This is a genomic window from Pseudobdellovibrionaceae bacterium, from assembly GCA_020635075.1.
Lineage (GTDB): Bacteria > Bdellovibrionota > Bdellovibrionia > Bdellovibrionales > UBA1609 > JADZEO01.
The window spans coordinates 1023614-1049273 of sequence record JACKAM010000001.1; the positions used below are offsets into that span (position 1 = coordinate 1023614).

Here is a 25660-nt window from a genome sequence, read left to right on the forward strand (position 1 = left end):
ATGACTAAAGAATCCGCCTGCCTCACTGAGTCAGAGAGTAGAGGGCTATGGCCACCAAAACCAGTTGGGTGGCGTAAAAGCCGATCAGAGCCCGAGAATAGGCTCGCCCCAGGGAGGGAGAGGTGTGGGTTTTGTCTAGATGCCTCATCAAATCCCTTTTCGGCAAATTTTCTTGTCGCTTCAAGGGCAACTTTCAAGTGTCCCTTGAGCTGCACTAAAGTCAGTAATTACCGTGATTTATCTAACTTCCCATGAATTCCGTCAGTACTTGGGCTGCATTGACTGAATCTTCCAGAATGGGTATTGTTGCTCGGCGCGCCATAAGGCCGGCAATCCAGCATCTATAGGGACAAAGGAGAACTTGAGTGAGTAAAGTCCTGGGCCAAAAGTCTAAACTGGAATCCGAAAAATCTGCTCGATTTTTATGCTTGTCGACTCATCTCGCATCAATTGCCACCAAGGACGGGGTCCACTATCACCCCTATTTTGATCCAAGACTCAAAGTCTTTTCGTCACTGTCCCCTCAACAGCAGCAAAATGCCCTCTCCTCACTCGAGACGTATATTGGTATCTGTGAGCTGACCCAAGCCAACGGGGCCCGCTTGCGGGACAACAAATCCCTTCTGTGGTACGCGCTCAAGTCGATGAAGCTACGTTTCAGCTCAGATCTTTTCGATCTTATTAGTGAAGAAGACACCATTGAGATCTACGACGCCGAGAATATTCAAATTTTTCGCAACCTCCAGGCCATGAGCTTACTCAGCTATTCCCTTGAAGATTTGTTCTGCCACACGTGGATGGAACTCTTTTCCCGAGAGAACCCTGAGATTGTTGAGAACATCCAAAAGACGGCTATTGAAATGTTCACCAGCAATTCCAATTCCGCACGACCGATGAGCCACCTGGGATTCCAAAAAGTGCGCGAAAGCCGCTCCCCTCTAAAATATGAATACAACTTAATGGTCAAATACTTGGCTCCCCTCCTCGACGACAATGGTCATGTGGTTGCTTTAATGGCCATTGAGGATGTCCAATCCGTCGGCAAAAAACTGAGTCGTGAAGAAGAGGCCGAGCGATACGCCCAATACCAGAGAGAAATTGCCGCCAACCAGATCCGCAAAAAGCGCAGCCCCGACTTGACGATTATCTGAGAACTCAGGAAGCCTTCCTAGAGGGTGGTTGTCCCCAGTTCAAATCCTTTTGATCCGCAAAGACTCTCTGCCTTGAATTGGAGTTTATGGCACGAATGACCTCTGAAATGGGAGAAAAATCCCCATAGAGCAACGCCTTGAGAATATCGCCTTGGAACTCCTCAAGGGATCGTCCGCTGAGCTTTCCCATTAGCATCCAGTCGTCCGTCATATTTACCAAAACGCCCTTGTTGCGGATTTCAGAAGTGAGCCGATCCGTGAGGTAGTTATTCTCGTTAAAGGTCTTACCTTCATAGGAAAATGACATTCTGTTCAGCAGCTGCCGAGGAACGTGAGTTCTCAGCGTCAGATGGACATAGTCCTTGATCAGTTGCGGCTTACTTGGAATTTCAAAGCCAAAGGTCTCGCTTTCTGAGAACCATTTTGTCCCCGGAACCACTGTCCCCGGGACAATCACCACACTTCCGCTGTTTGGCCTACCTTCGTAGGTCTCAAGAATGAGATCCTTCATTTCGACCCGGGCCTCCTCCGTCATTCGCGGCATAGGGTATATCCAAGAGGTCGTCAAAAAGATGCCGTTCTCAAGGACGGCTTGAATGACTTCCTTAACACGTTGTTTTTTCTGCCCCTTTTTCGTGACAACATTAACTAGCAGGTCTTCATCCAGAGTCTCAATACCAATGAAAAGACCACAGAGACCGCTTGCCTTGAGTTTCGGTAGAAGATCAATCTTGGCAAAGTTGACCGATGTGAAACAGGAGTACCGAATATCCAACCCTTCCTTCAAGACCAAATCAGCGAAGGGGCTCAGGAATTGCCTGGGGGTGTTTGACCCTGTAAATCGAAATGCATAGGCTCCAAACTTCTTCTGAAGATCCTTGATCTGCCTGACGATCTTTTTTGGACTCTGCAAACGGGTCCCAGACCGGCTAATGCTCGGATGCACACAGAAGCTACACGTGTTGGGGCAGCCGCGAGATTCATCGATTTGGAAGACCATGGTTTTCTGGCCACTTTCCCATAGGGCGGGGTATACTTCTTCATCGTAGCAAGGGTCAGGAAGGGAGTCCAAATCAGGGATCACATCTCGTTGATTGGCCGTCAGTTGTCCATCTTCTCCCCGATAGATGAGACCCTTGACATCGCCGATCTTTTTCTTACCCTCCACATATTCGGCAAACTGTACGATGGCGTTTTCCGCTTCTCCATCGATCAAATAGTCAAAACCGTTAACAGACTCCATTAAGTCCTCGCCCACGACTTTAACTACAGGCCCTCCGGCGACCGTCACCACTCCGAGGCGCCTCTTGAGGATCTGGGCCAGGTGATCGGAGAGCCTCACCCCATCGCCCGAGTAAACCTTAAAGCCCACAAACAGTGGTGCCTCCTGAGATGCTCTCAGGACAAGCTCCTCTGCAATTGTATCCACAATATTGAGTTGATGCTCAGCCAGGCGTTTCTCCAAATTCAATAGGTCATCTAGAGCACCATGGTCATTCCCTTCTCGGTGAAAAGCATCCAACTTAACACGCAATTCATTCCCAATCTCTTGCGGCATAAACAAACGACCGTAGTCAAAGGTCTGGTAGTCGAGAATCAGGGGGCGGTACTCGTGACGTTTTAGCGCCCCAGCCAAAGCAGCCAAGGAGTTATCCGGATTAAAGGAGCTAGGAGCTATGGACATACCAAACAAATTCACTAACCAAATTGAGGCGGAGGGAGTCTGTGACATGGGGAGTTCAACCTATTTACTTGAGATGGCTACAATCCCCCCTCTATCGGGGGATAAGTGAGAATAATGAATAATAATTTTTATTTTATTTCCGCTTAAAGAAGTTCACTTTACTGCCGATGCAATTGACCTCAGACACATTCACCTCTTTCTCTGTGACGGAGCGTTTAATGCAGTACCAATATTTGATCCTACCCACCCGACTTGAAAAAGGGAGTTCTCTCGCCCCTCTGCAAAATGAGATCTACAATCTGTTTAGCATGGTTCATGGACCAGTGACTCACGATTCCATCTCTGGCGATACTTTTCTCCGCAATGAAGTTTGCACGGGCATTTTTGTGAATCAAAAGGCGGTGGCCTGCCATCAATATTGTTTCTTTAATCTTGAGACCAACGCGGCCACAGCCAGCAAGTACTTCCAGTCCATTTCCAAAATCTCCTGGGACTTCTTCAAAGATCACAACCTCACCTATGTGATGTCTCTCGAATACCTGACCGTGCACCCGGACTTCCGCAAGTCCAAGTCTGGCGTAAGCTTCGCTGGAGTTCTGGGCTCTTTGGCCACCATGTACATGAGAGAGCGAAATGCCGATGCAGGCACCGCCATCTCCCGCGTGGATCTAAAGGTCGACCGAACCGCGGCTGCCATTGGCTTTGAAACCATTGAATCTGGTCTCAACTGCTTTGGCTACGACTGTTGCTTTCAGGTCTGTCGCACGGATCGGATAAAGCCCAACGAGGACAGAGGGGCGGGGCTGTTAGCGGAAAAACTCTGGCAATCACGTCGGGACTATACAAATGATGACCACGGGCCTGACCGCATTCGCCTTGCGGCCTGACCAGGATGAAGGAGTCCCACATGAGGCTAAATGAATCTCTCACCAACGAGCTGAAACAGACCACCACCCTTATCGAGGAAATCAATTGGGATGCCCCCGAAGTCTATGCCGACTGGCTTTCCCAAACCTATCACTTCGTCCGCCACACCACGAGGCTCTTGGCTCTCGCTGCAGGAGTGGCCAGCCTCGATCAACAGAGCTACCATCAACAGTTTCTTTATCATCTTAAGGAAGAATATGGCCACGAGAAGATTGCTCTGGCTGACCTCAAGGCCCTGGGCCTCCCCTTGCGCGCCGAACGCCCACAGACCCAGCGCTTTTACCACACCACACGCACCCTGATCCAATCCCATGGCCCCGTTGGCCTCTTCGGCTATATGCACTTTTTGGAGGCTCTAGCTGTCCATATGGGACCTGCTGCCTATGAAAAAGTCCGCCGCACTTTTGGCAGCAAATGCGGCCGTTTTTTGGCCGTCCATGGTGAAGAGGATATCAAACACGTGGAGGAAACTCTGAAAACCTTGGCCGATTGCGCGGAAGAAGACATGGACACCATTCTCGATGGGCTCCGTCTGGCTGGGGAGCAATACCGCTCCCTCCTCGCCGCTATCATTCAGGATTATCGACCTAAACTCCAGGCCGCATAGCTGATCTTTGTGAAGGGTCAATTCCCCAGATCAGTCTGCACGTCTCCGCTGTAGTCGTGGAGGCGCTCAAGGACTTTAAAAGTGGCAATCACCATGGTGGTTTGCCCAGCCAAATTCTCAAGGGGATAGAGAACACCCTGTTTGATACGCACGGCTGTACGCCCTTGGGAAAACTTCTCCCGCGCCACATGAGTGGGAAGATTCAAGACCACTGGGTCCTTGGTCTGCTGAGTGAAGTACCTCTCGGCCCACACCCCGATCTGGCGAGTGATAAACTCATTGCGCTCGTAAAGCTCCATCCAGTCATGGGTGAAAACCTCATCGAGAGAATAGGTGCAAAGCTCAAAGAAGTTAAAACTGCGATACTGCTGAATACCCTGGCCATCGTAAACTTCAATGATATCCCCATCCCGAATATAGGACTCCAAATCTCCGGGCATCACAAGTCCCTTGGAGCGGATGAACTTCTTCAGCAGATAGAGTTCCTTCTCTATACCCGGCTTATAGGGGTCCCTTTCCAGCTCGGACATCTCCGGAGCAAATAGGCTCAAGAAAGGAACCAAAAGATCACGGGTTTTGCGCAGAGCCTCTTCAGGAAGAACCTGAAAGACGCGCTGGTAATTTGTGCGCGAGCCTTCGACTGAATAGCCCATTTGATTCAGCATTGAGGCGTAGAGTTCGATCGCCTGGGCAACCACCTCAGACAGATTGGATCTCGGCTCGGTTTTTGGATCAAGTTCCATGATTTCACCCGTTTAGACCAGGTGCTGACAGCCAATGGATCACCTAACTCAGCACATCATTCCCACTATATCCGGGCCCAAGCATTGTCAAGATTGGCTGAGCCTACTCAAATCCATCCCATTTTGGCGAGCAGAATGAGAATCAAGGCGACAAAATTCACCAGGGCCAGGAGCTTCCAGCCCATGCCAATGGAGAGTTCCTTTTCATAATCCAGCAAGGGATTGCGGGTCTCCAGTTGGGCGATCTTGTCGCCCAGGAGTTCTTCCAGACGGTTGTTTTCCTTTTTCAGGTAGGCAATCTGCCTTTCTAGATCCTCCTGCATCCGCCCTAGCTTTTCATCCTGTACGCGGATGTTCTCGCCAGCATTAAATGAATTCTGCGGGTGCCATCCGGGCTGATTGTCGATGAGGGCATGATACCACTGAAGGGCGCGAAAAATGTGCGGCGGAGCCCCTGCCTTTTTGCCCTTGGATTTCACCTTCGTCCATCGGGTCCAGGCCGAGGGGTCGACCATCAAGAGTTGACACATCTTGCGGCGACTTAACCCCAGGTTCTGGCGGATTTCTTCCAGTGAACCAAGTTGCTTTTGGATCACCGAGACCTCGGCTTCGTACTTGAGTCGTTGGGATGTGCGAGACTTCCCCTCTGAAAATTTGAGGTTCAAATTTGCATCAAAAAGGGGGGTCTTTGGGGGCAAATCTGGAGTCTTTTCTGAAGCCTTTGATTCTTGCCCCTGCTCATGGCCTTGACCGGCCCTGGGTCCACCAAGGCAAGAGAGAGCCCCTTCAATCTCACCTTCTGACAAGTCTTTGAAGTCTTCGAAGCCCGCATCTGAGCCTGCCTCATGGACGGCAAATCCCTTCTTCATCTCTTTCTGATCTTGCATTTCACAACTCCCTTGTTGTGTTTTATAATATTCTTCGTTGTATTTTGCAATTTCACAAGTACAGAAGTGATCGACACGAACCGTTAAGTGATGAGAATCCAATGGTGAATTCTCAGACCCCACCCCGCGTACCCCCAATGGCCAAATCGACTGTACCTTTTAGTTATAAGTTACATATCTAAATCATTGTTTTTAGGCGCTTTTTGTGATCTTATCTAAAAAGGACGGGGGGTGATTTTGGATTTATTCGCAGCATTATTATGATTGATTCGGTGTATATAAATAAAATCAATATACAGCCATTTTCCACGCGAGGTTAACACATCATGGCTACGGCAGCGCGATATTCACTCAACAAAAACAAGTATCTTTTGGACCCAGAAATTCAGCGCCTTGAGTATCTACTCAAGAGTCATCTCGAAAAGGACAAACGCAATTGTTTGCTGCTCTTTATCGCCATCCACACCGGTGCCAGGGCCCAGGAAATTCTCAACCTCTGTCGGCAAGACTTGAACGAGTATGAACAGAGCTTGTTCATCAAGGGTATTAAAGGAAGTAACGACCGCGAGATCCCTCTCCCCGGATGGCTGTTTGACGAATTACAAAGCCTCTTAAAGGGCCTTCCTCCAGATAGAGAACAAAAGCTCTTTCCTATTTCCTACAATCGATTGCGGCAAATTTGGGAACTCTACAGGCCCACGCAAAAAAAGTTCCACTCCCTACGCCACACCTTTGCCATTCGACTCTACAAGAAAACCAAAGATCTGCGCTTGGTCCAGGTCGCCCTCGGCCACCGCAACATCACCAACACAATGATTTATGCGGACTATCTATACTCCCAGCAGGAACTTCGCCGCCTCATCCTGTGACTTGGCTGCTCATTGATAACTAGGCTAGAGTCGGTCGTTGTCTGGAGAGTACCTACAGAATTAGGGAGCAATTTTATGAACCGATTTGGGTTTTGGTTTTCGATAGTTATTTTACTGAGCTGTTTTACTTCTACGGCGCAGGCAAAAGACATCGCCGGACTTGGCACCGTCCATTTTGCAACCTCCTGTAGCAAAAAGGCTGAAGGTCATTTTCTCACTGGCCTCGCCGCCCTTCACTCATTTTGGTATGAAAAGGCCCGGGAAGAGTTCCAAATGGCAGCGGGTGCCGATCCCAAAAGCTGCACCATCGCCCTTTGGGGAGAAGCCATGACACACAACTATCCTATTTGGGCCCGACCTCAGGACATGAAATCTGCGCAAAAGGTATTAGCCAAGATTCCTGACAAGCTTGATTCCCTAAAGGCGGAGGAAAGGGGACTTCTGCGGACTCTTAACAAGCTTTATGACTCAAATTTGGAGTGGAATGAGCGGGTGACTCAATACAGCCATGAGATGGCTCGCCTCCATCAACAATTCCCGGAGCATTTAGAGATAGGCGCATTCTATTCGCTGTCGCTTCAGGATATCAAAGAACCCAAGGCGCACAAACATATGCGGCTCATCACGGCTGGAGCCATTGGTCTTGAGCTGTTAAAAAAATACCCGCGCCACCCCGGAGCCCTCCACTACACCATCCATGCCTTTGATGATCCCGTTCACGCTCCCCTAGCCCTGCCGGCTGCCAACGTCTATGCCGACGTTTCACCTGATTCGAGCCATGCTCTCCATATGCCCGGGCATATTTACGTGCAGATGGGCAATTGGCAGAAGGCCCTAAAGGTGAACCAACGCTCCTGGGATGTATCGCAACAGCAGGACTGGCACACTCTCACCTGGCTCAATTATGCCTACTTGCAAATGGGGCAACTTAAGAAATCTTCCGAGCTCTTGGCATTTGCCAAACAGGCCAGTGAAAAACACCATCACCTCCTTGCCCATTACTATGAAATGGCCGCCTTTCATGTTGTCGAAGGTCAGTTATGGTCGGAGGCGACGAAACTGTTGGATGGCTGGCAACAGATTGAAGATCACGGCATGGAGCACTCCCAGGCTCGTTTCGCTTCAGCCTTGTCCGCTTATAACCTAAAGGACAAGGCAGCGCTCCGCCGTCTGGCCGGTGAGTGCGACAAGACTCTCAAGCAGAAGGCCTTCTCCGGTCGCAGTGCACACTTTGAGTTACAGATTCGCAACCTCGCCACTATGTGTGTGGCCCTTTACGACTTTAGTCATAAGCGCGAAAGTAAAGCCTTGTCCCGTCTTGCAGAGCTAGCTGGCATAAACGCCAACGAGTATCTCGCTTATGGGGTCCCCTTTGAGGTCATTCCTATTGAGGAATTTGCCGCCGACCTTCTTGATCGCGCAGGAAAAACAACAGAGGCCTGGGCCTCACTGGAGTCGAGTTTTACTCGTTTTGTTGGACGGAGCCGTGGCCTCACCTTGGCAGAGCACCTGCTCGGCCGCCTCGAGCAGGAAGAAAAAGCCACAGACTTCCGGGAGCAGCTAAAGGCCAACTGGAGCCAGGCCGACCCTGAATGGAATCGGGGGCTGTCTCATCGCTAAATAGGATCTTAACGGGAAATCGATTCTCGTCACATCTATAGATGGTACAGGTTTTTAGCCCTTGCATTTCCCTGCCCCAAGGGTTTCAATTTTATCTGGTATTGAGGGTTAATCTTTGTAAAAGGAGTATCAGAATGAGACATGGACGAAAGATCCTTGTTGGCCTGTCTGCGTTAGTAATGGCCATCAGCTTTGGCGTGACGGCCCATGCAAAAGGCAAAAAGACGGTCGGGATTCTCTATTGTCCCGTAGCGAAGAAGCACTATGAAGAGTTTCGCGCTGACTACAAAAAGAAGTATGGGGACGATGTGGAATTCAAAGTCTATGAGGCTCATACTCCTGATCAACTTAATGATTATGCCGCAAAGTTGGCCAAAGAAGCTCCTGATGTGATTGTCACCACCTGTGAGCGCACCACCCGCCCGGTGGTTGAACGCATTAAAGGGACTGACCAAAAACTCGTGTTCATGTCCAATGCGCCCTCTCGCTTGGTGAGTGAATGGCAATCGTCAGTGAAGAATTCCACCGGCGTTTCTTCTGTCATGGAAGATCAAGTGGACTACAACCTCGCCCAGGCAAGGGCGCTTCACCCTGATGCCAAAAAGATTGCTATCCTCACTTCCATGGATGCCGATCTCTTTATATCTGAAAATCATGGTGAGCACGATGCTCATCACCGCCATTTGATGGGACAGTTTTTCACCTATATGAACAAGTCGCACAAGGCGATGATGGCGAAGCATGGCTTTAGCGGTGATATCATCAACGTTACCAACGACAAGGAACTCAAGCAGGCTCAAGCCAAGATTAAGAAGGGTAAATATGATATTGTGTATGTTTCCATTACAGGCACATATCAAGTTAAGTTTGATGCCCTTATGGACACCATCAAAACAGCCAAGATTCTGTCTGTAACTAATAAGCCTGAAATCGTGAAGTCCGGTGCAGTCATTGGATTTTACGCCAAGGACACCCATTTGGTGGATCAAGCGACGGTGATGGCTAAGGACGCATTGGATGGCAAAGCCGCAAAGGATCCCATTCTTGCAACCGACTACGAGATCCACGTGAACCTCACCACTGCCCAGGCGATTGGTTTTGAGGTTCCGGAAGATATCCTCAGCAAGGCAACCATGGTTCATGGCAAAATGAAGGTCTCCAAAAAGTAATCCTAATAAATTAGCCTTGTCGAAAAAGGAGCGAGATTTCGCTCCTTTTTTTATTACTCATCGTGCTCAGGGCGGAGTGCCCTTCCTGATGCAGCGAATTTACGCTTTACCCCCACCCGCAAGACCGGTAGGTTCCGGCTTCAGAAAAACGCGCTGGCCCGAACTGGGTCTCGTCAATTGAACATGCCGGGGGACCTCTATGAAAAGTCTGATTGCTGCTTTCGCCGCCAACCTTTTACTCCAACTTCCTGCTGCCGCCTTTATTCCAGATCAAATTGAGGAAACTGGCAGATCCATCTCTGCCGATCTCTACCGATGCCCAGAGGTTACCGAGGAAATGATCAAAGAGGCAAAAAACCGCGGACACCAGGCGGCACTCAAGACCTGCGGTTATCAAAACCTCCACCAAATGAAGGACTGGCAGATCGATTCTTATTGCGAAGAGACCACTTGTTGCTTCGGCGAAACCACCTACACTCGTGTGGTTGAGGCTACAACAAGCTTTCTCTGTTTGCCGAGCGTCCCTTAATATCTCCGCCGGGCCTAGGTCTATACCTTAGTGATATTCTCATCCTTACGTCCTGATCTTTCATGGGTCGGGGCGGCTCCCACTTGAACCTCTGCTGGATCAGGCCGATAAGCTGCTGTGAATGATACCTACATGGGAGACACAACATGAAATATCTTTTGTTCTTAATTTTTTTTGCTCTACCGACCACATCCTGGGCAGCATCAGGTAAGGCGGGAAGTTTTTCCGTTTCACCAGCCCTATTTTACGCCACCAGTGAATATGATCGCAGCGAAATTGGTGGGGGCACGGCTGAGTCTTCAGCACTTTATTACGATTTACGCCTCGGCTACTCATGGAGCAACGGCATGTACGCGGGTGCCATCTATGGGACCCGCGGCGATGGTGACGGCACTAATGACTATGCCGAGACTTATATGGGGGCTTCCTTTGGTTATTCCAACGATGGCTGGATTGCTCTTCTCCATTACTTCATTTCGGCGGAAGATGAAATCGGCACTAACACCTCGCTCACCTCAGGCACTGGTTTTGGCGTGGACATTGGCTACATGTGGTCGGTGAATAACACCTTCTCGATCGGCCCCCAGTTGAGCTACCGAACTTTTGACTACACGAAGCTCGATGTGGCTGGGACAGAAACGGACAAGGACACCAGTCAGGCCTACACTCTTCCCTATATTGCTCTGGGGTTTTCATTCTAGTTGGATTTCTTTTTGCGGTCCCAGCCACCAAATGGGTTGGCTGGGCTACCGTCAGATTCGTGAAGCAGAAAACACCCGCGAAAGTCCCGATTATCCCCTTCCCCGCCAGGCGCTCCATCTGCACCCAAACTGACCACGCAATAGCGGCGATTCAGCTGGTCTTCCTCCAATTGAAATGGAAATCCCCATGGATCTTTATTGTGGTTTTCGCGATTTTTCAATTCTGGCAGTTGGTGAACGGATGTGGCAATTTCTCTGCTGACAGCGTAATGCCTGAGGAATCGGGCTTTAACCTCCCACATTCTGTCAGAAACCAAAAACTCTGGTTGATTGATATGGTAGTAATAAGCCCCGCCCATGGCCAGTCCCGCCCCCAAGAGAGCCAGCAACTGATTCAACTTGTGGCGAAGAATCCAATGGCGTCGCAACCCCAATACCTTTTCTTTAAATCATGGTTTTTTACTTGAATAGATAAACCATAACAAACAATTGGCAACGACGCTCCAACATTTTCCTGATAATCCTGTGGTCCCTACAGGATAATGCGCCACCTCCAATGAATTCTGCCAGAGAGGTTTTTCAAATCACCCACAACAAAGCTCATGGGCCAGTACCCATGCTAGGGCTACGCGCCAAAAGATCCTTCAGCCATTGATTCACATGGGAGAAGGCCAATTCGTCATTCGTGAATTTAGAGAAAACTTTCCACTGTCGTTTAACTTTGATTCAGCAAGCGAGGCCAATAAGCTCTTGTAGCTGCTTGAGCCCGCCCTCGGTAAGGCCTTTGAGTTCAGCCAACGCTAGGCCTTGCGCCAACGCCCGCCAGTTGCTATGAGGGCCCTCTATGTCGGGCTCTCATATACTTTTGAATAAGCAGATCCGCTCGCTGCGTGAGTCGTCCACTTTGGCCATCAATCAAAGGGTCAAGGACTTGCGAAGCCAAGGTCAAACCGTATTTCACTTTGGCTTTGGCCAGTCGCCCTTTCCAGTCCCCGCCCAGATCGTTAAATCCTTAAGGGATGCCGCCGATAACAAGGACTATTTGCCAACCCTGGGGCTGTTGCCTCTTCGCCAGGCCTTTTGCGACCACTACCAACGAACCTATCGGGTTACCTTCAACCCCGATCACGTTCTCATTGGCCCGGGAAGCAAGGAGCTTTTGTTCCAAGCTCTCATGTGCCTGGAAGGCCCTCTTATTCTTCCCGCACCAAGTTGGGTGAGCTATGGTCCCCAGGCTCATATTTGCCATAAGCCGGTTAGGGTCCTAGCGACCACACTTGAGAACAGCTATAAGATCACGGATGTCGACCTAGAAAAGGCCTGTCAGGAAATGGCGGATCACCGACAGAAGATTCTCATTCTCAACAGTCCCAGCAACCCCACCGGTTGCACCTACTCCTCCGCGGAGTTGTCAAACCTGGCTCCGGTATTGCGCAAACACCGGGTTCTTGTGATCGCCGATGAGATTTACAGTCTGACGGCCTATGATGGCCAACCGGCTCCCAGCTTGGCCCAATGTTATCCAGAAGGAACCATCGTCTCCAGCGGACTCAGCAAGGGATTTTCCGCCGGCGGTTACCGCTTGGGTGTGATGGCTATTCCCGAAGCACTGAGCGAACTTCTCCCGGTTTTGACAGCATTGGTGAGTGAAACCTATAGTTGTGTCAGCTCACCCATTCAATATGCAGCTGTGGCTGCTTACCAGGCTGATCCTGAGATCAACCATTACTTGAGGACTTGCTCGCAAATCCACAAGGTTTGTGGCGAATACCTTTACGCCCGTTTTTTGGAGATGGGCCTAAGGTGTCCACCGCCAACCGGAGCTTTTTATCTCTTTCCAGATTTTGAGTCCTATCGCCAACAACTCAAAGAAATCGGCGTCACCACCTCTGAGCAACTCTGCGGCCTTCTTCTCAACGAAGTCAAAGTGGCTCTGCTTCCCGGCTCTGATTTCTATATGCCCGAGACCTACCTAGCCGTTCGCGTGGCCACGGTGGACTACAAGGGCGAAGAGTTACTGAGGGCTGCTCAACAAGGTGCTTCATTGGACCATAAGTTTGTTGAACAATACGCAACGAATCTGAAAAATGGATGTGACCGCATCCAAAACTTTCTTCAATCGCTTGGCTAGAAAGGTCACCCCGCATGGCATGGCATAAACAACTTCACTGGCGCATCATCCTTGGACTCATTCTTGGCCTTGTTTATGGTCTGATTGCGGCCTCGGCTGGATGGGAATCCTTTACGGCCGACTGGGTTTCACCTTTTGGCACCATCTTTGTGAATCTGCTGAAATTGATTGCCGTGCCTTTGGTGCTCGCCTCGCTCACCACTGGCGTGGCTTCTCTCTCCGATTTGAATCAGCTATCAAGAATGGGCGGCAAAACCATCGCCATCTACCTTGTCACCACTTTGATTGCCGTGATCATCGGGCTGGTTATTGTGAATGTCACTCAACCCGGGAAAAGTGTCCCTGGAGAATTAAGAGATCGGCTCCAGGCATCCTACCAGGCCGATATTGAAGACCGCACAGCTCAGGCCAAAAAAGCCAAAGACCGAGGCCCTTTGCAGCCGATCGTAGATATGGTCCCCAGCAATTTGTTTGAATCCGCATCGAGTAATAGCAATATGCTGCAAATTGTCTTTATTTCGATCCTTTTCGGCATTGGCCTGATCCAAGTCAACCGGGAAAAAGCTCAAGTCCTCATTGATATTTTTCACACTCTTAATGATGTGATCATTCGTATGGTGGACATGATTATGCTCATGGCCCCGGTCGGAGTTTTTGCACTGATTGCCAAGACTATCACTTCAGTGACGGCGGGCGGAACTGGTGGCAGTGTTCTTGAACTCGTCGGAGCTTTGGGACTCTACTGCCTAACCGTTATCGTGGGATTGGGAATCCACGCCTTCGTCGTACTGCCCACTTTGTTAAAAACCTTAAGCCCAATGAGTTTTACCACTTTTATTAAAGGAATCGCTCCAGCCCAGCTGCTGGCTTTCTCCACCAGCTCCAGTGGAGCCACTCTGCCACTGACGATGGAACGATGTGAGGAAAAACTTGGCGTTTCTGAAGAAGTCTCTTCATTTGTATTGCCCCTTGGAGCAACCATCAATATGGATGGCACAGCTCTGTATCAAGCCGTCGCTGCGGTTTTTATTGCCCAGGCCCTTGGTATGGACCTCACCTGGGGTCAGCAGGCCATGATCGTGTTTACGGCTGTCCTCGCTTCCATTGGTACAGCAGCCGTACCAAGTGCTGGGATCATTATGTTGGTAGTGATTCTCGAGGCCATTGGTGTTCCTAGCGCCGGGATTGCTTTAATTTTGGGAGTGGATCGATTTCTCGATATGCTTAGAACAGTCGTCAACGTCACCGGCGATGCCACCGTCGCCACCATTGTCGCAGCCAGCGAGGGTCAGTTGGGAACAGCAGATTTATCAGAAGACAAGGACCACGTGCGCACCCACTTTGAATAGGACCTAGGTCTGGACGACTTGCGCCAGAGTCAACAATTGAATACTAGTTTCACCTACTTAGCTTTGGTAATTCCCCGCCTGCATGCTAGACTTTACTGAGTTTGCTCAACGACTTGGAACACTCTTCTTATGCAAAGGAGCTCCTCTGTGGTGGCACGTAGGATTCTGTTTGTGGCTCTGGCTCTGTTTGGTGCCATGACTCCAGCTCATGGAGCCCCTCCTGAAGAGTTTTACGATTTACCAAAGGTGGTGGCCGTGCAAAACCGCACCTACTACCTCAATCACGATTTGACTGTAAACCTGGGATGGCTTCCCAGCGATGCCTTTAACAAAGGCTATACCATTGGCACTTCCTACACCTACTACTTCAGTGATTACCTAGGGTGGGAGGTGGTGAATGCCAACTACTCCTTCAACAGTGAAACCAATCTAAAGAAAGACTTATTGGAAAACTTCGGAGCCGCGGTTGAAAACGTCGGCTTTGGTGGAATTCTCGATTACATTGTCTACTATTTTACCAGTAACATTGTTTACACTCCACTTTACACTAAGAGCCTGCTCTTCAACAAGAACATTGTCCGCGGGGAGGTGAGCTTTGTTTTTGGTGCTGGAGGAGCCGGATTTGATGAAACGGGTATTCGCGCCCTCATCACGGCAGGAGCCTATTTACGGTTTTTCACCAAGGAAGACACCTCTTGGAAGTTTGATTTCCGCAATAATGTCTATTTTGAAAAGTCGCTGGGTGCGGTGAATACCATTTCCCTGATGGTGGGTTATTCCATGCAGCTGGGAGATCCTCCTAAGGCGCCGATCATGAGCGAGGAGTTGGAGAAAAAATGAGATTGTCAGGAGTCAGGATGCTCCGTCTACAAACTCTCGCCCTGTTATGTTCTATATTCCTCATTTTCGGGTTGAGGTCGGCAGACGCCCAGGTGAAGAAGACCTCCTCGTCCAAATCTCGATCAACCTACTCGATCTCAAAGAAAACCAAAAACAAGGCCCCGGCAAAGAAAACTGCGAAAAAAACAACAACCAAAAAAGCTGGCAAGAGTACGACAGCAAAAAAAACAACGAAACCGGGCAAAAAGGCTCCCCCGAAAACCGCCCCACCCGCCGCGGCAGCACAGGCGAAATCGGATCCCAATAAGCCTGCGGAAATTGGCGAAGCCCCTCCGGATCAGGTAACCAGTGGCAAATCCGTCGATCTCTCTGAAGCTTTTAAAGAAGAAGAGCAGAAGCCCTATGAGTACCAGCCGGCAGACCCAGTTTTTTGGACAAAAATTCAATCCCAGCTGGGAGAAAATAACCAGGTTGCTGTTGTTATTGAGGCGGCCAAGCAGGAAGACGCCATGGGATCGAGTACACCTGAAGGTGGTGAAGCCCAGCTCGCCATGGCCATTGGCCTTATGGAAAAGAGACTCTACTTTGCGTCCTTTCATCTTCTCACCAAGCTCGTCCAGGAGCGCATCGGTACTAATGTGGGCGAAGCCGCACTTCACCAGCTTGGTCGATTAACTCAGGAAAGCCTTTTCGATGAATTTGCCCTCATTCAACTTCTGAGTCGCAACGAATTTGCTTCTCTTCACCCGGATGTGGAATCTTTCGTTTCCTATTATAAGGGCTTAGAACTCATGCAGCTTGGGTTCACTGAGTGGGCCAATGTTCATATGAGCCGAATCAAAAAGGATTCCTATTGGGATTATTTGCTCAAATATTGGACGGCCATTGGCGAGGTCTCTCGTGACCGCCCAGAAAATGCTATTAAGATCTTTCAGACTCTTTTGGAGGTCCCCAACCTCCATCCGGCGTTGTTTGAAAAGACTGCTCTTCAGTACGCTCGGCTGGTCTTTGAGCAAGGGGACTTCATTACAGCCTCAGCGATCTATAACAACCTCGGAGTTAAGGCGGTCCGGGAAATTGGCCGCCTCAACCTTGAGAGGGCCTGGGTCCTCTACTACATGAAGGACTACTCGACAGCTATGGGAGTCCTCACCTCTCTCCAGTCCCCTTATTTTGAACCCTCCCTGACCTTTGAACGTCATATTCTGGAAATGATTATTTATCGGGAACTGTGTCACTATAAGGCCGTGGAATCTGTGGCTCAGCGATTCCGTTTTGACTTCCACAACAGCCTTAAAACCATTCGCAAGCGGGAGCCTCTGCGCCATGAAAAGAAGCTCTTTAATATGGCTGTACTCGACATGGAAGTGCAGAACTTGGCCAATTTGATAGACCAGATGCGCGCAGAAAAGATTGCCCTGGCGGAATACAATTGGGGGCAGTTCAGTTTTTACAAACCTATTCTTGATGAATACGACCGCATGGACAAGATCCTACAGTCACGAATTGACATCGAGCTGGAGGACAAGGCGCGCTTTGCAGCCAACGAGTTATTGGACGCAGAAGAACAGGTTCTCTTTTTGGAGTACACCTCCCGCCTTGATGAATTGCGGATTCGCCGTGGTGATGACCGCAAATACCAAGCAGAGGATATCAGTTACGTGACCTTTGAAAAGATCTACTGGCCGGCAGATGGAGAATTTTGGTGGGATGAAATGCCCGATTACAAAATGCTCATTTCCTCCCGCTGTGGTGACATGACTTCCCCTGACGATGATCAGATGGAAAGGGAATTTGAATGAGGTCCCATCTGCGTGTACTCCTCTGCTCAATATTGGCTATTGGATTTCACCTGACGACCCAGGCTCAGGTGGCCCAGCTGATCAGTTTAGAGCAAATGCGCCAGGACCTGGCTAAAATCAACAAGAGTATCGATGAGACTGAAGCTAAGGTCAAAGACGTACGCGACGCCCGGTTTTTGCCCGACCTCTATTTTGCCCTGGCAGAATTCTTGGTGGAAAAGGCCCGCTATATGTACGCCATCAAGATCGCTGAGAACAAAGGTACTCCCATGGATGAGCTGGATTTCAACATGGAAAAACGGCCCAAGTTCAGAGCCATTGAAATCTATGACATCCTTATTGATAAATTCCCTAAGCTCCCAGAGCGGGACAAGGCCATCTTCTTTAAGGCTCACGAACTTCGTGAACTGGGCCGACTTGAAGACATGGTCCGGGCCTACGCTCAACTGACAAGAGAGTATCCGAAGTCGGCCTTTTGGGAAGAAAGCCAGCTTGTCATTGGTGATTACTTTTTTGAAGAGAAAAAGGATGTGGATCTTGCTCTTGAAATGTACGACAAAATTCTCAAGCGTCCCACTGGTCCCTTCACTCCCTTAGCCCACTACAAAATTGGTTGGGCCTATATTAATAAGACGGAATTCGAAAAGTCACTTTTGAGCTTTGAAAAGGTTCTAACCCAAAATCAGAACGTGGACTTGAGCAAGCTTCCCGATTTGTATCGTAAGACGGACGTGCGCCGCGATGCTCTTTTAGCCATGGTGTGGCCCTATTCAGAAGTTAAACCCTCCCGGTTGCGCAAGATCGGTATGTGGAGGGTGAACCCCATCAATTATTTTCGCCGCCTGTCCCCTGATCGTATTAGTTATGAGAAGGTCCTCTCCAAACTGGGGCGTCGCTTGAATATTAAGAAGCGCTATGAAGACACCACCAAGTCCTATTTTGAGCTTCTCCGCGTGACCAATGACCTTGAAACCCGTCGGGACGTGATTGAACGCGCCTATGTGGCCATGAAAAACACCCAGAGGGAATGGCCCTTGAGAGGCTTTGTACAGGAGGTGGCCAAAACCATCGCTGAAATTCGCAACTCGGACACCATGAAAAAGGCCGAAATCAAAAAGGCTCTTCATGATTACGAGATTTTTGCCCGCGACGTGGCCACTCGGGCGAATAAGCGGGCAAAGAAGACCCGCAATAAGGAGGATTGGGAATGGACCATTCGCGACTACAAGGCCTATTTGTGGGCCTTCCCCGACTCCAAACGCGCCCCTTTGATGAGCCTTAACCTCGCGGAGAGTTTTTTTAACGCTGGTAATATCATTGAAGCAGCAAAAGCCTACGAAAAACTGGTGCCTCAAACTAAGAATCCTAAACGTAAGAAGAGCTTTCTGGAGTCCTCAATTCAGTCCTACATTAGCGCCATTCGCAACCAGGCCAAACTATCTCGTTTGGAGTTGGCTGAGATTCGCTCTGGTCTTCGCGATGTGGGAAATGAGTACATTAAACTTTATCCGAAAGAGAAATCTGTTCCAAGTATTCGCTTTAATATTGGCCAGACATTTTACGACGAACGAAACTTTGTGGAAGCCGTGAAAGCCTTTAAGGAGTACATTAAGCTCCATCCCTCTGACCAAAGCGTTTCTATTGCCGCCAACCTGATTTTGGATGCCTACAATCAGAAAGAAGACTATAAGGCGATTATCTCTGAGGGAAAAGCCATTCTCGCCAATAAAGCGATTAATGATGCCGGCCTTAAGAATCAGGTCTCCCAGATTATCGAGCAGGCGGAAATGCGTAGTGTTCAGGCTCAGGCCGGCGATTCCTCGTCTCCGGAATACGCAACCAGCCTGTTGAAACTGGCGCGCAAATACAAAGGTTCTGCTCTGGGAGATAAGGCTCTGTACGAGGCATTTATTGCCTTTAGATCCAAACGGGACCCGCGGGCTTACGAGTCTGGCGAACAACTTCTCATGCAGCATGGAAAGTCCAAGTATGCACTGGAGGTCGTTTCTGCGATGGGCCAGATGGCCCTGACTACTGCCGACTTTCGTCGCGCCTCCCTCTACTTTGAACTCTATTCTGAAAAATACCCGGGGCAAAAGGACTCTCGCGATCTGCTTAAAAATGCCGCCACCATGAGGGAACTCATGGGTGATTACAAAGTGGCGGCCCGAGACTTTCGCAAACTCAACGACTACACGTCAGTGGCGCGCATGGATTTTCTTGCTAACGACTGGGCGGCACTTTTAAGGTCAGCACCCAAGGCAACGGGAATTGAGTCTCCCTACTGGGAAGGATTGGCCCAGTACCGTCTGCGGGGAATTTCGGCGGCCCGCTCGGCTCTTGAGAGAGCTTCGCAGATGGCCACCAACTCCTATGAGTCACAGGAAATGGCAGCCCATGCTCTTTACCTCCTCACCATGGATACGATGGAACGCTACAACCAGATTCGCATGAGCCCTGGCAATGAGACCAAGGCCGTTAACAGCAAGGCCGCGATGCTCAAGGACCTGGATACCAAGCTTAAAACAGTAATTAATTTTGGTAACGGCCGGTGGATCATCGCAGCCCTCTATGGACTGGGCCAGGCCAATAAGGAGTTTGCTAGTTTCATTAAGCAGGCCCCCATGCCCAAGGGGCTTAATGCCGCCCAGAAAAAACAATTCAAAGATGTTCTTGGCCAGCAAGCTGCGCAGTATGACCAGGCGGCCAAACAGTATTTTGGTCAGTGCATCCAGAATGCAGAAAAATTCGAGGTCTTCACACTTTTTGTTCGCGGCTGCCAGTCCCGAGGGAAAATTCAGGTCGACGAGGCCAAGGAAACCCGTATGTACTCACGGGCCCAAGAAAAAGCTCCTCCTGGGACCAAGGAAATTCGCGATCGCCTTTATGATCAACCGCGCGACATCACATTGTTGACCAAACTGGCACGCATCTATGTGCAATCGAAGGACTTCTCAATGGCGGAATTGATTCTTAACCGCGCTCTGGAAATTGCTCCCAATAATGGAACAGTTGCTGCCTCAATTGGAGTGGTTCAATTGTATAAAAACGATCTGGGGTCGGCCAAGAAGTGGTTTGATAAAGCCCTCAATATCAGCAAATCCAATTCCCTGGCCCTCTATGGGATCGCAGGCCTCCACAAGCAGTTTAGTTTTAAAAGCCGCCTGAGGGGCTCCATGAGCGCGGCCAGGCGTGCCGGACCTCCGACTGGGCTCACCCATCCTTTCATCCAGGCTGTCCAGTAAGTTTGCACCCTCTTCCTCGACCTCCATCCGGGTCCTAAGATCGCGATTTTTTTGCTTTTGTGGGTCCAGTGACTGGAGAACCGGAGCCGGGCTGCCGATAGTTACATTACCAAGAGTATAAAAACTATGAGTGCGGCAGAAAAGAAATACGAATTCCCAGTTTATGTCCTGATTTCCCACGGAGATGAAGTCATCTTCGAGAGGACCTTTGATGCTCTGCCCGTTACCATTGGTCGCAGTAGTCATTGCGACATCACTCTCTCTCAGTTCAATTGGATCAGCCGCCAACATGCCGTGATCATCCCCGAGGGTGGACGCATTTATTTGGTCGATCTGAAATCCTCAAATGGCATTCAGCTCGGAGGCCGTACCTATGACCGGGTTGAGGTTCATAATGGGACAATCGCCAGTATTGGCCCGTTGGTTCTTCAGTTTGGATTGCCACTGGAAAGAAGGGCCCAGGCGCGAGGAGCTGTCAGTCAAGTGGATCATCCCCCTCCGGTGGATGTTTCGCCTGGACCTCCTCCTGATGACGACAAAACCATTGTCACTTACCAACCACCTGGTCCCCCGGCTCAAGCCAAAAAGGGGAGATTTTATCCCGATCTCAACCAGGAGAACCTCGACCAGGAGAATTCGGATCCAACTCCTGATCAATTTCAATTTGTACCAGTAAATACCGCGACCGGAATTAAACATGAGCCGCCTATGCCCCCCCGCGGTGGTGCTCATCAAAATCCTGAAGCCACGATTGTAGATCGTGGGCCTGCTCTCTCCGCTTCTGAGAATCAAGCAGCATCTTACCAGCCTAACTTTCAACTGACTGATCCTCAGGCGCATGCCCATCCTCAGGTCCCGACTGGCCCTCTACCTGGCAATATCGACCATCAAACACCAAAAGCTCCCAGTAAACCGCTTCCCTATTATTTACGGGAGGAGATTCGACCCCCAGCTGAGGCGAGCAAACAGAAGCGCACCCAGCGCGAGGCCGCAAAGCCTGCTTACCAAAAAGGTGAAGGCCTTACAGGTTTTGTCCTTGAACGGGACAGAGCATTTGATGGCATCGATCGCGTGCCGCGTGGACGACGGGTCTTGGAAGCCTACGTCACCTGGAAAGGCGAGGTCCTCGACACTCACCTATTCTGGCCCGGAGAACAGGTCGTTGTCGGACGCTCAAAAGAAGGTCTGTATGTCCCCACGCTCAAAGGCGAATTTTTGGTCGCCGATTTTGACGGTGCTGTCGCCCGCTGTTCCATTCCACAAAAAGTTAATGGCTTTTTGCGGACTGGGGACTACCGTCCGGTTCCTCTTGAAGACCTCATTCGCAGCCAGGCCCTCAGTCGCAAGGGTAACAACTATGTTTTAAAGCTCGGCTCATCAGATTTGTGCTCCATGAATTTGGGTCATGATATCCATTTGTACTTTAGATACGCTCCTGCTCCTCGCCAACTCTCACGTAAAAAAATCGTTGAGCCGGACGCCCTACTGAAAAAGACAATCACTGGCTCGGGATTAATTCACTTTTTGCTTGTCATGGTTTGCCTGCTTTTTGCACCCAAAGATGATACTCCAAAGGTGAAAAACCTTCCGCCTCGAATTGCCAAACTTTTGGTTAAAAAGGAAAAACCGAAGCCAAAACCTAAGCCTAAGAAGAAAAAGGAAGAGCCAAAGCCCACGGCCAAGAAGAAAGAGGTTAAGCCTCCACCCAAGAAAGTGGCCAAGCAGCGTAAACCTAAAAAGGTTGTGGTGCGCAAGAACGTCAAGGTGAGGGAGATGAACAAAAAGGTCACCAAAAATGTGACCAGTGACAAGCCCATCAAGGGTAAGCCGACTCAGGACGTGACTAAAGTCGGGGCGCTCGCTGCTTTGGGCGCTTTGGGGGCGGCCACTCCAAACCCAACCAATCAGCCGGTCTCGATCAACGTCAATAAAAACGCCGGCGGGGGCGGAGCGAAGATGACCACTAGCGGAGTCATTGGCGCTATCAAGGCTAAGGGCGGGCAATTGCAGGCAGCTGGTATTGCTGGCGTCAAAACCACCGGAAAAGGTTTCGGAACTGGTGACGGCTATGGAGTCCAGGGAATTAAGGGCCGCGCTGGAAGTCGCGGTGTAGCCGGATCCGTAGTGGGCACTCCCAGCCTGATGAAGATCAATCGCACGGAAGGCCTCAACCGCAAACAGGTGATGGACGTGGTCAAAGGCTACTTGGGTGAAATCCAACAGTGTTACGAAAGGTCACTTCTCACCGACCCAGGAATCGCCGGCCGTGTTGAATATGAGTGGTTCATCACTCCACAAGGCCAAGTGAAGTGGGCCAAGGTCAAAAAGTCTGATATGCGCGGCGGTGATAGTCTTAATGGCTGTGTGCTCGCCATCTTTAAGAAGATGAAATTCCCCGTCGCAAAAAATGGCGAAGCTACGACGCCTAACATCGGATTCCCCTTCGGCCGACTCTAAGGTCCTACCTTCGTCCAGAATGTAAAGCCCTACTATTCGCAAAAAATCCCTGGAGATACAATGGTTTCTGGGAATTCCCTCAAAGGAGACAGGGTCTATGATCGGCGAACTCATGAAGCTTTATATTGCTGGCGGAAACTGGATGCATCTTATTACCGTCACTTCTCTTCTCGGCATCGCGATTATTGTTGAGCGATTCATGGTGCTCACGGCTGCTGCCAATATCAAAAAGGATGAAGTGCTCAATCACATCAATAGCTACATCCTCCAGGGCAATCTGGAGAAAGCCATTGCCGTCACCTCGCAGGTAAAAAATCCTCTGACCAACATTGTGCGTGCGGGCTTGATGGCCGTTGCCAATAATGGGGGCCCAGATGAAGTGCAAACGGCGATGGATGCTGTTGCATTAAGAGAAGTCCCCCGCCTTGAAAGGCGCGTGGGTCTTTTGGCAACCCTTTCAAATATTGCCACCCTGCTCGGGCTGCTGGGAACAGTGGCCGGTCTTATTGGCGCCTTCGGCGCGGTGGCCAACGTTGCGCCTGCTGAAAAAGCCACTATGCTCGCAAATGCGATTGCGACTGCGATGAACACCACTGCATTTGGACTGATTGTGGCCATTCCCCTGCTGGGTTGTTTTGGTTTTCTCAATGCCATGGTTCAAGGAATTGTCGACGATGTGCATGAAGCAAGTGTGGCCACCCTCAACTTTGTATTAACCAATCGGGAAAAGCTGAGACACTCGCGTGGCTAAGAGACAGGTCAACGTAGAACTGAACATGACTCCCTTCATCGGACTCTTCGCCCTGTTGGTGGTCATGCTACTGCTGACAGCGGTATGGAACCGCATTGCCTCTCTATCAACGGACACAACTGGAGCGGCGGCGGCAGATGAGGACACTCCCCCGCCTCCCAAGAAGGTTCAGCTAAGCGTGACCGTTGTCCCTGACGGCATCGAAATGGCCGAAGATGAAAACGGCACGAGAATTCCCGATGCACCCAATGGCGACATCGATGTCATGCGCTTTGTTCAGGTTCTGCAAGCCTGGAAGCAAAAGTACCCGGATCGTTCCGATGTGATTCTTAATACCGAAAACACTGTTACCTACAACAAGCTCATTCGTGTGTTCGATACTTTGGTGGGCAACGAGTGGCCTGATGTAGGAGTGAGTACTCAATAATGGCAAAGACTCTGATTGTAAGCCCTGGATACCATATTCGCCCAAAATACGATTTGGCGGGCTTTCGAGACAAGCTCGACAAAGGCGGCAATCGGGAATATGACATGGTTTTGCCCCTCACCTCGATGATCGATATGTTCTCGATGCTGGTGATCTTCCTTCTCCTTAACTTTTCGGCCACCGGTGAAGCCTACTTCGTGGCCAAAGACATTAAGCTGCCAGAGGCTGAGAATGCTCGCCCTCTAGAGAGCTTGCCTCTGATCACTGTTACCAAGCAATATGTCTCCATTGACTCAGAACAGATCGGCACTAACCCTGCCGACTTCTCGATGAACAACTGGAATATGGAGGCCTTTGCCGCCTCCCTCAGACGCCTCAAGGCCCTTCAGGACAACTTAAGAGCTGCGGGACTCAAACCCAAAACTGAAGTCAACATCCAGGCCGACAAGGGCACGCCCGTCCTTTACGTCAAACGGGTGATGAATGTCTTGATCACCGAAGGCTTCACCGGGATTAACTTTGCCGTCAAAGAAGGCAGCGAAGAAGAAGGTGGCGGTTAACCTGACCGCCTGAAATCTTCATTACCAGCTCCACCCACCAAAAGAACTTCCGGCCTGTTGACCGCTGATGGGTCATTCTTCCACCACTCAAGGTACTGCCGGGTATGGGTCAGACCTGATTCAATCAGAGCCTGTTTTCTCTCCTCTGAGACATGAAAGTCCGTGGTGCTCACGCCTAGAGTATTGACGTAGATGGTTCTTTGCCAGTCGTCAGAATGGAGGTGCTGATTGTCCTGGGCATCCACCAGGGTGGTCACCAAGGCGCGAACGTAGTCAAACAGATCATCAATCCGCAGGGCTGGAGGGGGAGATGTCTGCTGAAAGGTTTCAATCTCCGTTTTGGAGTCCAGACGAAATCCCAGTGTCTCACGATTAAAAACATAAGCCTTTTCGCTGACCTCATCATGACCGTGGTGGACGTTGATGGGATCATAGTAGTCCGTCCTCTTGGCGCACGACTCGCGCCTATCCTCGGAAATGTATTTGAGTTGATCAAACATCTTAATGGGGAAGTTATTCAGCAATCCACCATCGACGAGAACATGACCCAAGCGGTTGCGCACAGCCTGAAAGAATAGGGGGATCGACATGGAAGCTCGTACGGCATCGGCGATTTTCGCTTGTGGCGTGTGCTCGTGGGAGTAGATCTCGCTGAAGCCAGTGGCCAGGTTGGTGGCACAGACATAAAGCTCGGGCCCATCATCGAGCCACAGATCGCCGAAGGTGTACTCACTGCTACCGGTCTTCTCTTTTACCCTCTCGGCCATCCACTGGTAGAAATAATCCCCTTTATACCAACCATAGTTTTGGATAAGTCTCTCCGTGTCCCTCACCACTCCCCAGTCATCGTCCATAAATTTACTGAATTCCATGGCCCTCAGCACCTGATCCTGCTCGCCGATCGTGTATCCCAAGGCACACAGAGTGGCATTGATGGCACCCGCACTGGTACCCCCCACCCGCTCTATCTGATCGAGAATACCTTCCTCGGCAAGGATCTGCATCGCACCCACATAGGCAATGCCCTTAACTCCTCCACCTTCGAAAATCAGGTTGCGAAACGGATACATGATTCCTCCGATATATGAACGTCCTAGCTTCCATTCTAGTCCCATCAGGAATGGCTTAATAGTCGAGAAATCCTCCGTGAATTGTCACCCGGTTGGGAATTTTTATAAGCACCCTGCACCCTTCTCTCACCTCCTTCACCT

Annotated in this window: 22 protein-coding genes; 17 read left to right on the forward strand and 5 right to left on the reverse strand. The window is 50.2% G+C overall.

Annotation, left to right across the window (positions count from 1 at the left end):
- Positions 1 to 365: 365 nt before the first annotated feature.
- Positions 366 to 1151 carry a hypothetical protein gene (locus H6624_04420; protein ID MCB9083561.1) on the forward strand — a complete coding sequence of 262 codons (786 nt, stop codon included), beginning with the start codon at positions 366 to 368 and terminating at the stop codon, positions 1149 to 1151.
- Positions 1152 to 1155: 4 nt separating this feature from the next.
- Here the strand turns inward: H6624_04420 and H6624_04425 are convergent, their stop codons facing one another.
- Positions 1156 to 2883 carry a B12-binding domain-containing radical SAM protein gene (locus tag H6624_04425; protein MCB9083562.1) on the reverse strand — a complete coding sequence of 576 codons (1728 nt, stop codon included), beginning with the start codon at positions 2881 to 2883 and terminating at the stop codon, positions 1156 to 1158.
- 170 nt (positions 2884 to 3053) lie between these two features.
- On the opposite strand from H6624_04425, the gene H6624_04430 reads away from it, so the two are divergent.
- Together H6624_04430 and H6624_04435 are read left to right on the forward strand one after the other, a co-directional pair.
- Entirely contained in the window at positions 3054 to 3722 is a 669-nt protein-coding gene (locus tag H6624_04430) for a hypothetical protein (GenBank protein MCB9083563.1), read from the forward strand.
- A 20-nt stretch (positions 3723 to 3742) separates the two neighbouring features.
- Positions 3743 to 4369: an iron-containing redox enzyme family protein gene (locus tag H6624_04435; GenBank protein MCB9083564.1), complete on the forward strand. Its 627-nt coding sequence runs from the start codon at positions 3743 to 3745 to the stop codon at positions 4367 to 4369.
- Between the two features lie 17 nt (positions 4370 to 4386).
- On the opposite strand, the gene H6624_04440 is transcribed toward H6624_04435, so the two are convergent.
- Entirely contained in the window at positions 4387 to 5112 is a 726-nt protein-coding gene (locus tag H6624_04440; GenBank protein ID MCB9083565.1) for a hypothetical protein, read from the reverse strand.
- Between the two features lie 107 nt (positions 5113 to 5219).
- Positions 5220 to 5999 (reverse strand): hypothetical protein, encoded by a 780-nt coding sequence (locus H6624_04445; protein ID MCB9083566.1) that lies wholly within the window; start codon positions 5997 to 5999, stop codon positions 5220 to 5222.
- A 326-nt stretch (positions 6000 to 6325) separates the two neighbouring features.
- Between H6624_04445 and H6624_04450 the strand changes: the two genes are divergently transcribed.
- The 5 genes from H6624_04450 (at position 6326) to H6624_04470 (ending at position 10887) form a co-directional block, all read left to right on the forward strand.
- Complete coding sequence (locus tag H6624_04450; protein MCB9083567.1) at positions 6326 to 6868, forward strand: site-specific integrase; 543 nt, start codon at positions 6326 to 6328, stop codon at positions 6866 to 6868.
- Between the two features lie 75 nt (positions 6869 to 6943).
- Positions 6944 to 8488, forward strand: coding sequence for a hypothetical protein (locus H6624_04455; GenBank protein ID MCB9083568.1), 1545 nt, complete (start codon positions 6944 to 6946; stop codon positions 8486 to 8488).
- Between the two features lie 134 nt (positions 8489 to 8622).
- Entirely contained in the window at positions 8623 to 9657 is a 1035-nt protein-coding gene (locus H6624_04460) for a hypothetical protein (GenBank protein MCB9083569.1), read from the forward strand.
- 199 nt (positions 9658 to 9856) lie between these two features.
- The gene (locus H6624_04465) at positions 9857 to 10186 is read left to right on the forward strand and encodes a hypothetical protein (GenBank protein ID MCB9083570.1); all 330 of its coding nucleotides are present in this window, start codon (positions 9857 to 9859) and stop codon (positions 10184 to 10186) included.
- Positions 10187 to 10332: 146 nt separating this feature from the next.
- On the forward strand, positions 10333 to 10887 hold the full coding sequence (locus H6624_04470; GenBank protein ID MCB9083571.1) for a hypothetical protein: 555 nt from the start codon (positions 10333 to 10335) through the stop codon (positions 10885 to 10887).
- On the opposite strand, the gene H6624_04475 is transcribed toward H6624_04470, so the two are convergent.
- On the reverse strand, positions 10884 to 11321 hold the full coding sequence (locus H6624_04475; GenBank protein ID MCB9083572.1) for a type II secretion system protein GspG: 438 nt from the start codon (positions 11319 to 11321) through the stop codon (positions 10884 to 10886). The two genes, H6624_04470 and H6624_04475, sit on opposite strands and share 4 nt — an antisense overlap.
- A 410-nt stretch (positions 11322 to 11731) precedes the next feature.
- Here H6624_04475 and H6624_04480 point away from each other — a divergent pair, with 410 nt between their 5' ends.
- The 9 genes from H6624_04480 (at position 11732) to H6624_04520 (ending at position 24449) form a co-directional block, all read left to right on the forward strand.
- On the forward strand, positions 11732 to 13018 hold the full coding sequence (locus tag H6624_04480; protein MCB9083573.1) for an aminotransferase class I/II-fold pyridoxal phosphate-dependent enzyme: 1287 nt from the start codon (positions 11732 to 11734) through the stop codon (positions 13016 to 13018).
- Positions 13019 to 13032: 14 nt separating this feature from the next.
- Entirely contained in the window at positions 13033 to 14367 is a 1335-nt protein-coding gene (locus H6624_04485) for a dicarboxylate/amino acid:cation symporter (protein ID MCB9083574.1), read from the forward strand.
- A 150-nt stretch (positions 14368 to 14517) separates the two neighbouring features.
- Positions 14518 to 15207, forward strand: a complete 690-nt coding sequence (locus H6624_04490) for an outer membrane beta-barrel domain-containing protein (protein MCB9083575.1) — start codon at positions 14518 to 14520, stop codon at positions 15205 to 15207.
- A gap of 17 nt (positions 15208 to 15224) precedes the next feature.
- Positions 15225 to 17009 (forward strand): hypothetical protein, encoded by a 1785-nt coding sequence (locus tag H6624_04495; protein MCB9083576.1) that lies wholly within the window; start codon positions 15225 to 15227, stop codon positions 17007 to 17009.
- A complete protein-coding gene (locus H6624_04500) occupies positions 17006 to 20254 on the forward strand; it encodes a tetratricopeptide repeat protein (GenBank protein ID MCB9083577.1) in 3249 nt (1082 codons plus the stop codon). The genes H6624_04495 and H6624_04500 overlap by 4 nt, the downstream gene beginning before the upstream one ends.
- 126 nt (positions 20255 to 20380) lie before the next feature.
- Positions 20381 to 22711 carry an AgmX/PglI C-terminal domain-containing protein gene (locus H6624_04505; GenBank protein ID MCB9083578.1) on the forward strand — a complete coding sequence of 777 codons (2331 nt, stop codon included), beginning with the start codon at positions 20381 to 20383 and terminating at the stop codon, positions 22709 to 22711.
- A gap of 97 nt (positions 22712 to 22808) precedes the next feature.
- The gene (locus H6624_04510; GenBank protein ID MCB9083579.1) at positions 22809 to 23462 is read left to right on the forward strand and encodes a MotA/TolQ/ExbB proton channel family protein; all 654 of its coding nucleotides are present in this window, start codon (positions 22809 to 22811) and stop codon (positions 23460 to 23462) included.
- Complete coding sequence (locus H6624_04515) at positions 23455 to 23889, forward strand: biopolymer transporter ExbD (GenBank protein MCB9083580.1); 435 nt, start codon at positions 23455 to 23457, stop codon at positions 23887 to 23889. The genes H6624_04510 and H6624_04515 overlap by 8 nt, the downstream gene beginning before the upstream one ends.
- Positions 23889 to 24449 carry a biopolymer transporter ExbD gene (locus H6624_04520; GenBank protein MCB9083581.1) on the forward strand — a complete coding sequence of 187 codons (561 nt, stop codon included), beginning with the start codon at positions 23889 to 23891 and terminating at the stop codon, positions 24447 to 24449. Before H6624_04515 ends, H6624_04520 begins: the two co-directional genes overlap by 1 nt.
- On the opposite strand, the gene H6624_04525 is transcribed toward H6624_04520, so the two are convergent.
- The gene (locus H6624_04525; protein MCB9083582.1) at positions 24446 to 25564 is read right to left on the reverse strand and encodes a patatin-like phospholipase family protein; all 1119 of its coding nucleotides are present in this window, start codon (positions 25562 to 25564) and stop codon (positions 24446 to 24448) included. The genes H6624_04520 and H6624_04525 overlap by 4 nt on opposite strands.
- Positions 25565 to 25660 lie beyond the last annotated feature (96 nt).

Coding starts and splice junctions, on each gene's coding strand:
- H6624_04425 (MCB9083562.1), bottom strand. CDS start 2,883: ATGTCACAGACTCCCTCCGCCTCAATTTGGTTAGTGAATTTGTTTGGT.
- H6624_04430 (MCB9083563.1), top strand. CDS start 3,054: ATGCAGTACCAATATTTGATCCTACCCACCCGACTTGAAAAAGGGAGT.
- H6624_04435 (MCB9083564.1), top strand. CDS start 3,743: ATGAGGCTAAATGAATCTCTCACCAACGAGCTGAAACAGACCACCACC.
- H6624_04440 (MCB9083565.1), bottom strand. CDS start 5,112: ATGGAACTTGATCCAAAAACCGAGCCGAGATCCAATCTGTCTGAGGTG.
- H6624_04445 (MCB9083566.1), bottom strand. CDS start 5,999: ATGCAAGATCAGAAAGAGATGAAGAAGGGATTTGCCGTCCATGAGGCA.
- H6624_04450 (MCB9083567.1), top strand. CDS start 6,326: ATGGCTACGGCAGCGCGATATTCACTCAACAAAAACAAGTATCTTTTG.
- H6624_04455 (MCB9083568.1), top strand. CDS start 6,944: ATGAACCGATTTGGGTTTTGGTTTTCGATAGTTATTTTACTGAGCTGT.
- H6624_04460 (MCB9083569.1), top strand. CDS start 8,623: ATGAGACATGGACGAAAGATCCTTGTTGGCCTGTCTGCGTTAGTAATG.
- H6624_04465 (MCB9083570.1), top strand. CDS start 9,857: ATGAAAAGTCTGATTGCTGCTTTCGCCGCCAACCTTTTACTCCAACTT.
- H6624_04470 (MCB9083571.1), top strand. CDS start 10,333: ATGAAATATCTTTTGTTCTTAATTTTTTTTGCTCTACCGACCACATCC.
- H6624_04480 (MCB9083573.1), top strand. CDS start 11,732: ATGTCGGGCTCTCATATACTTTTGAATAAGCAGATCCGCTCGCTGCGT.
- H6624_04485 (MCB9083574.1), top strand. CDS start 13,033: ATGGCATGGCATAAACAACTTCACTGGCGCATCATCCTTGGACTCATT.
- H6624_04495 (MCB9083576.1), top strand. CDS start 15,225: ATGCTCCGTCTACAAACTCTCGCCCTGTTATGTTCTATATTCCTCATT.
- H6624_04500 (MCB9083577.1), top strand. CDS start 17,006: ATGAGGTCCCATCTGCGTGTACTCCTCTGCTCAATATTGGCTATTGGA.
- H6624_04505 (MCB9083578.1), top strand. CDS start 20,381: ATGAGTGCGGCAGAAAAGAAATACGAATTCCCAGTTTATGTCCTGATT.
- H6624_04510 (MCB9083579.1), top strand. CDS start 22,809: ATGATCGGCGAACTCATGAAGCTTTATATTGCTGGCGGAAACTGGATG.
- H6624_04520 (MCB9083581.1), top strand. CDS start 23,889: ATGGCAAAGACTCTGATTGTAAGCCCTGGATACCATATTCGCCCAAAA.
- H6624_04525 (MCB9083582.1), bottom strand. CDS start 25,564: ATGGGACTAGAATGGAAGCTAGGACGTTCATATATCGGAGGAATCATG.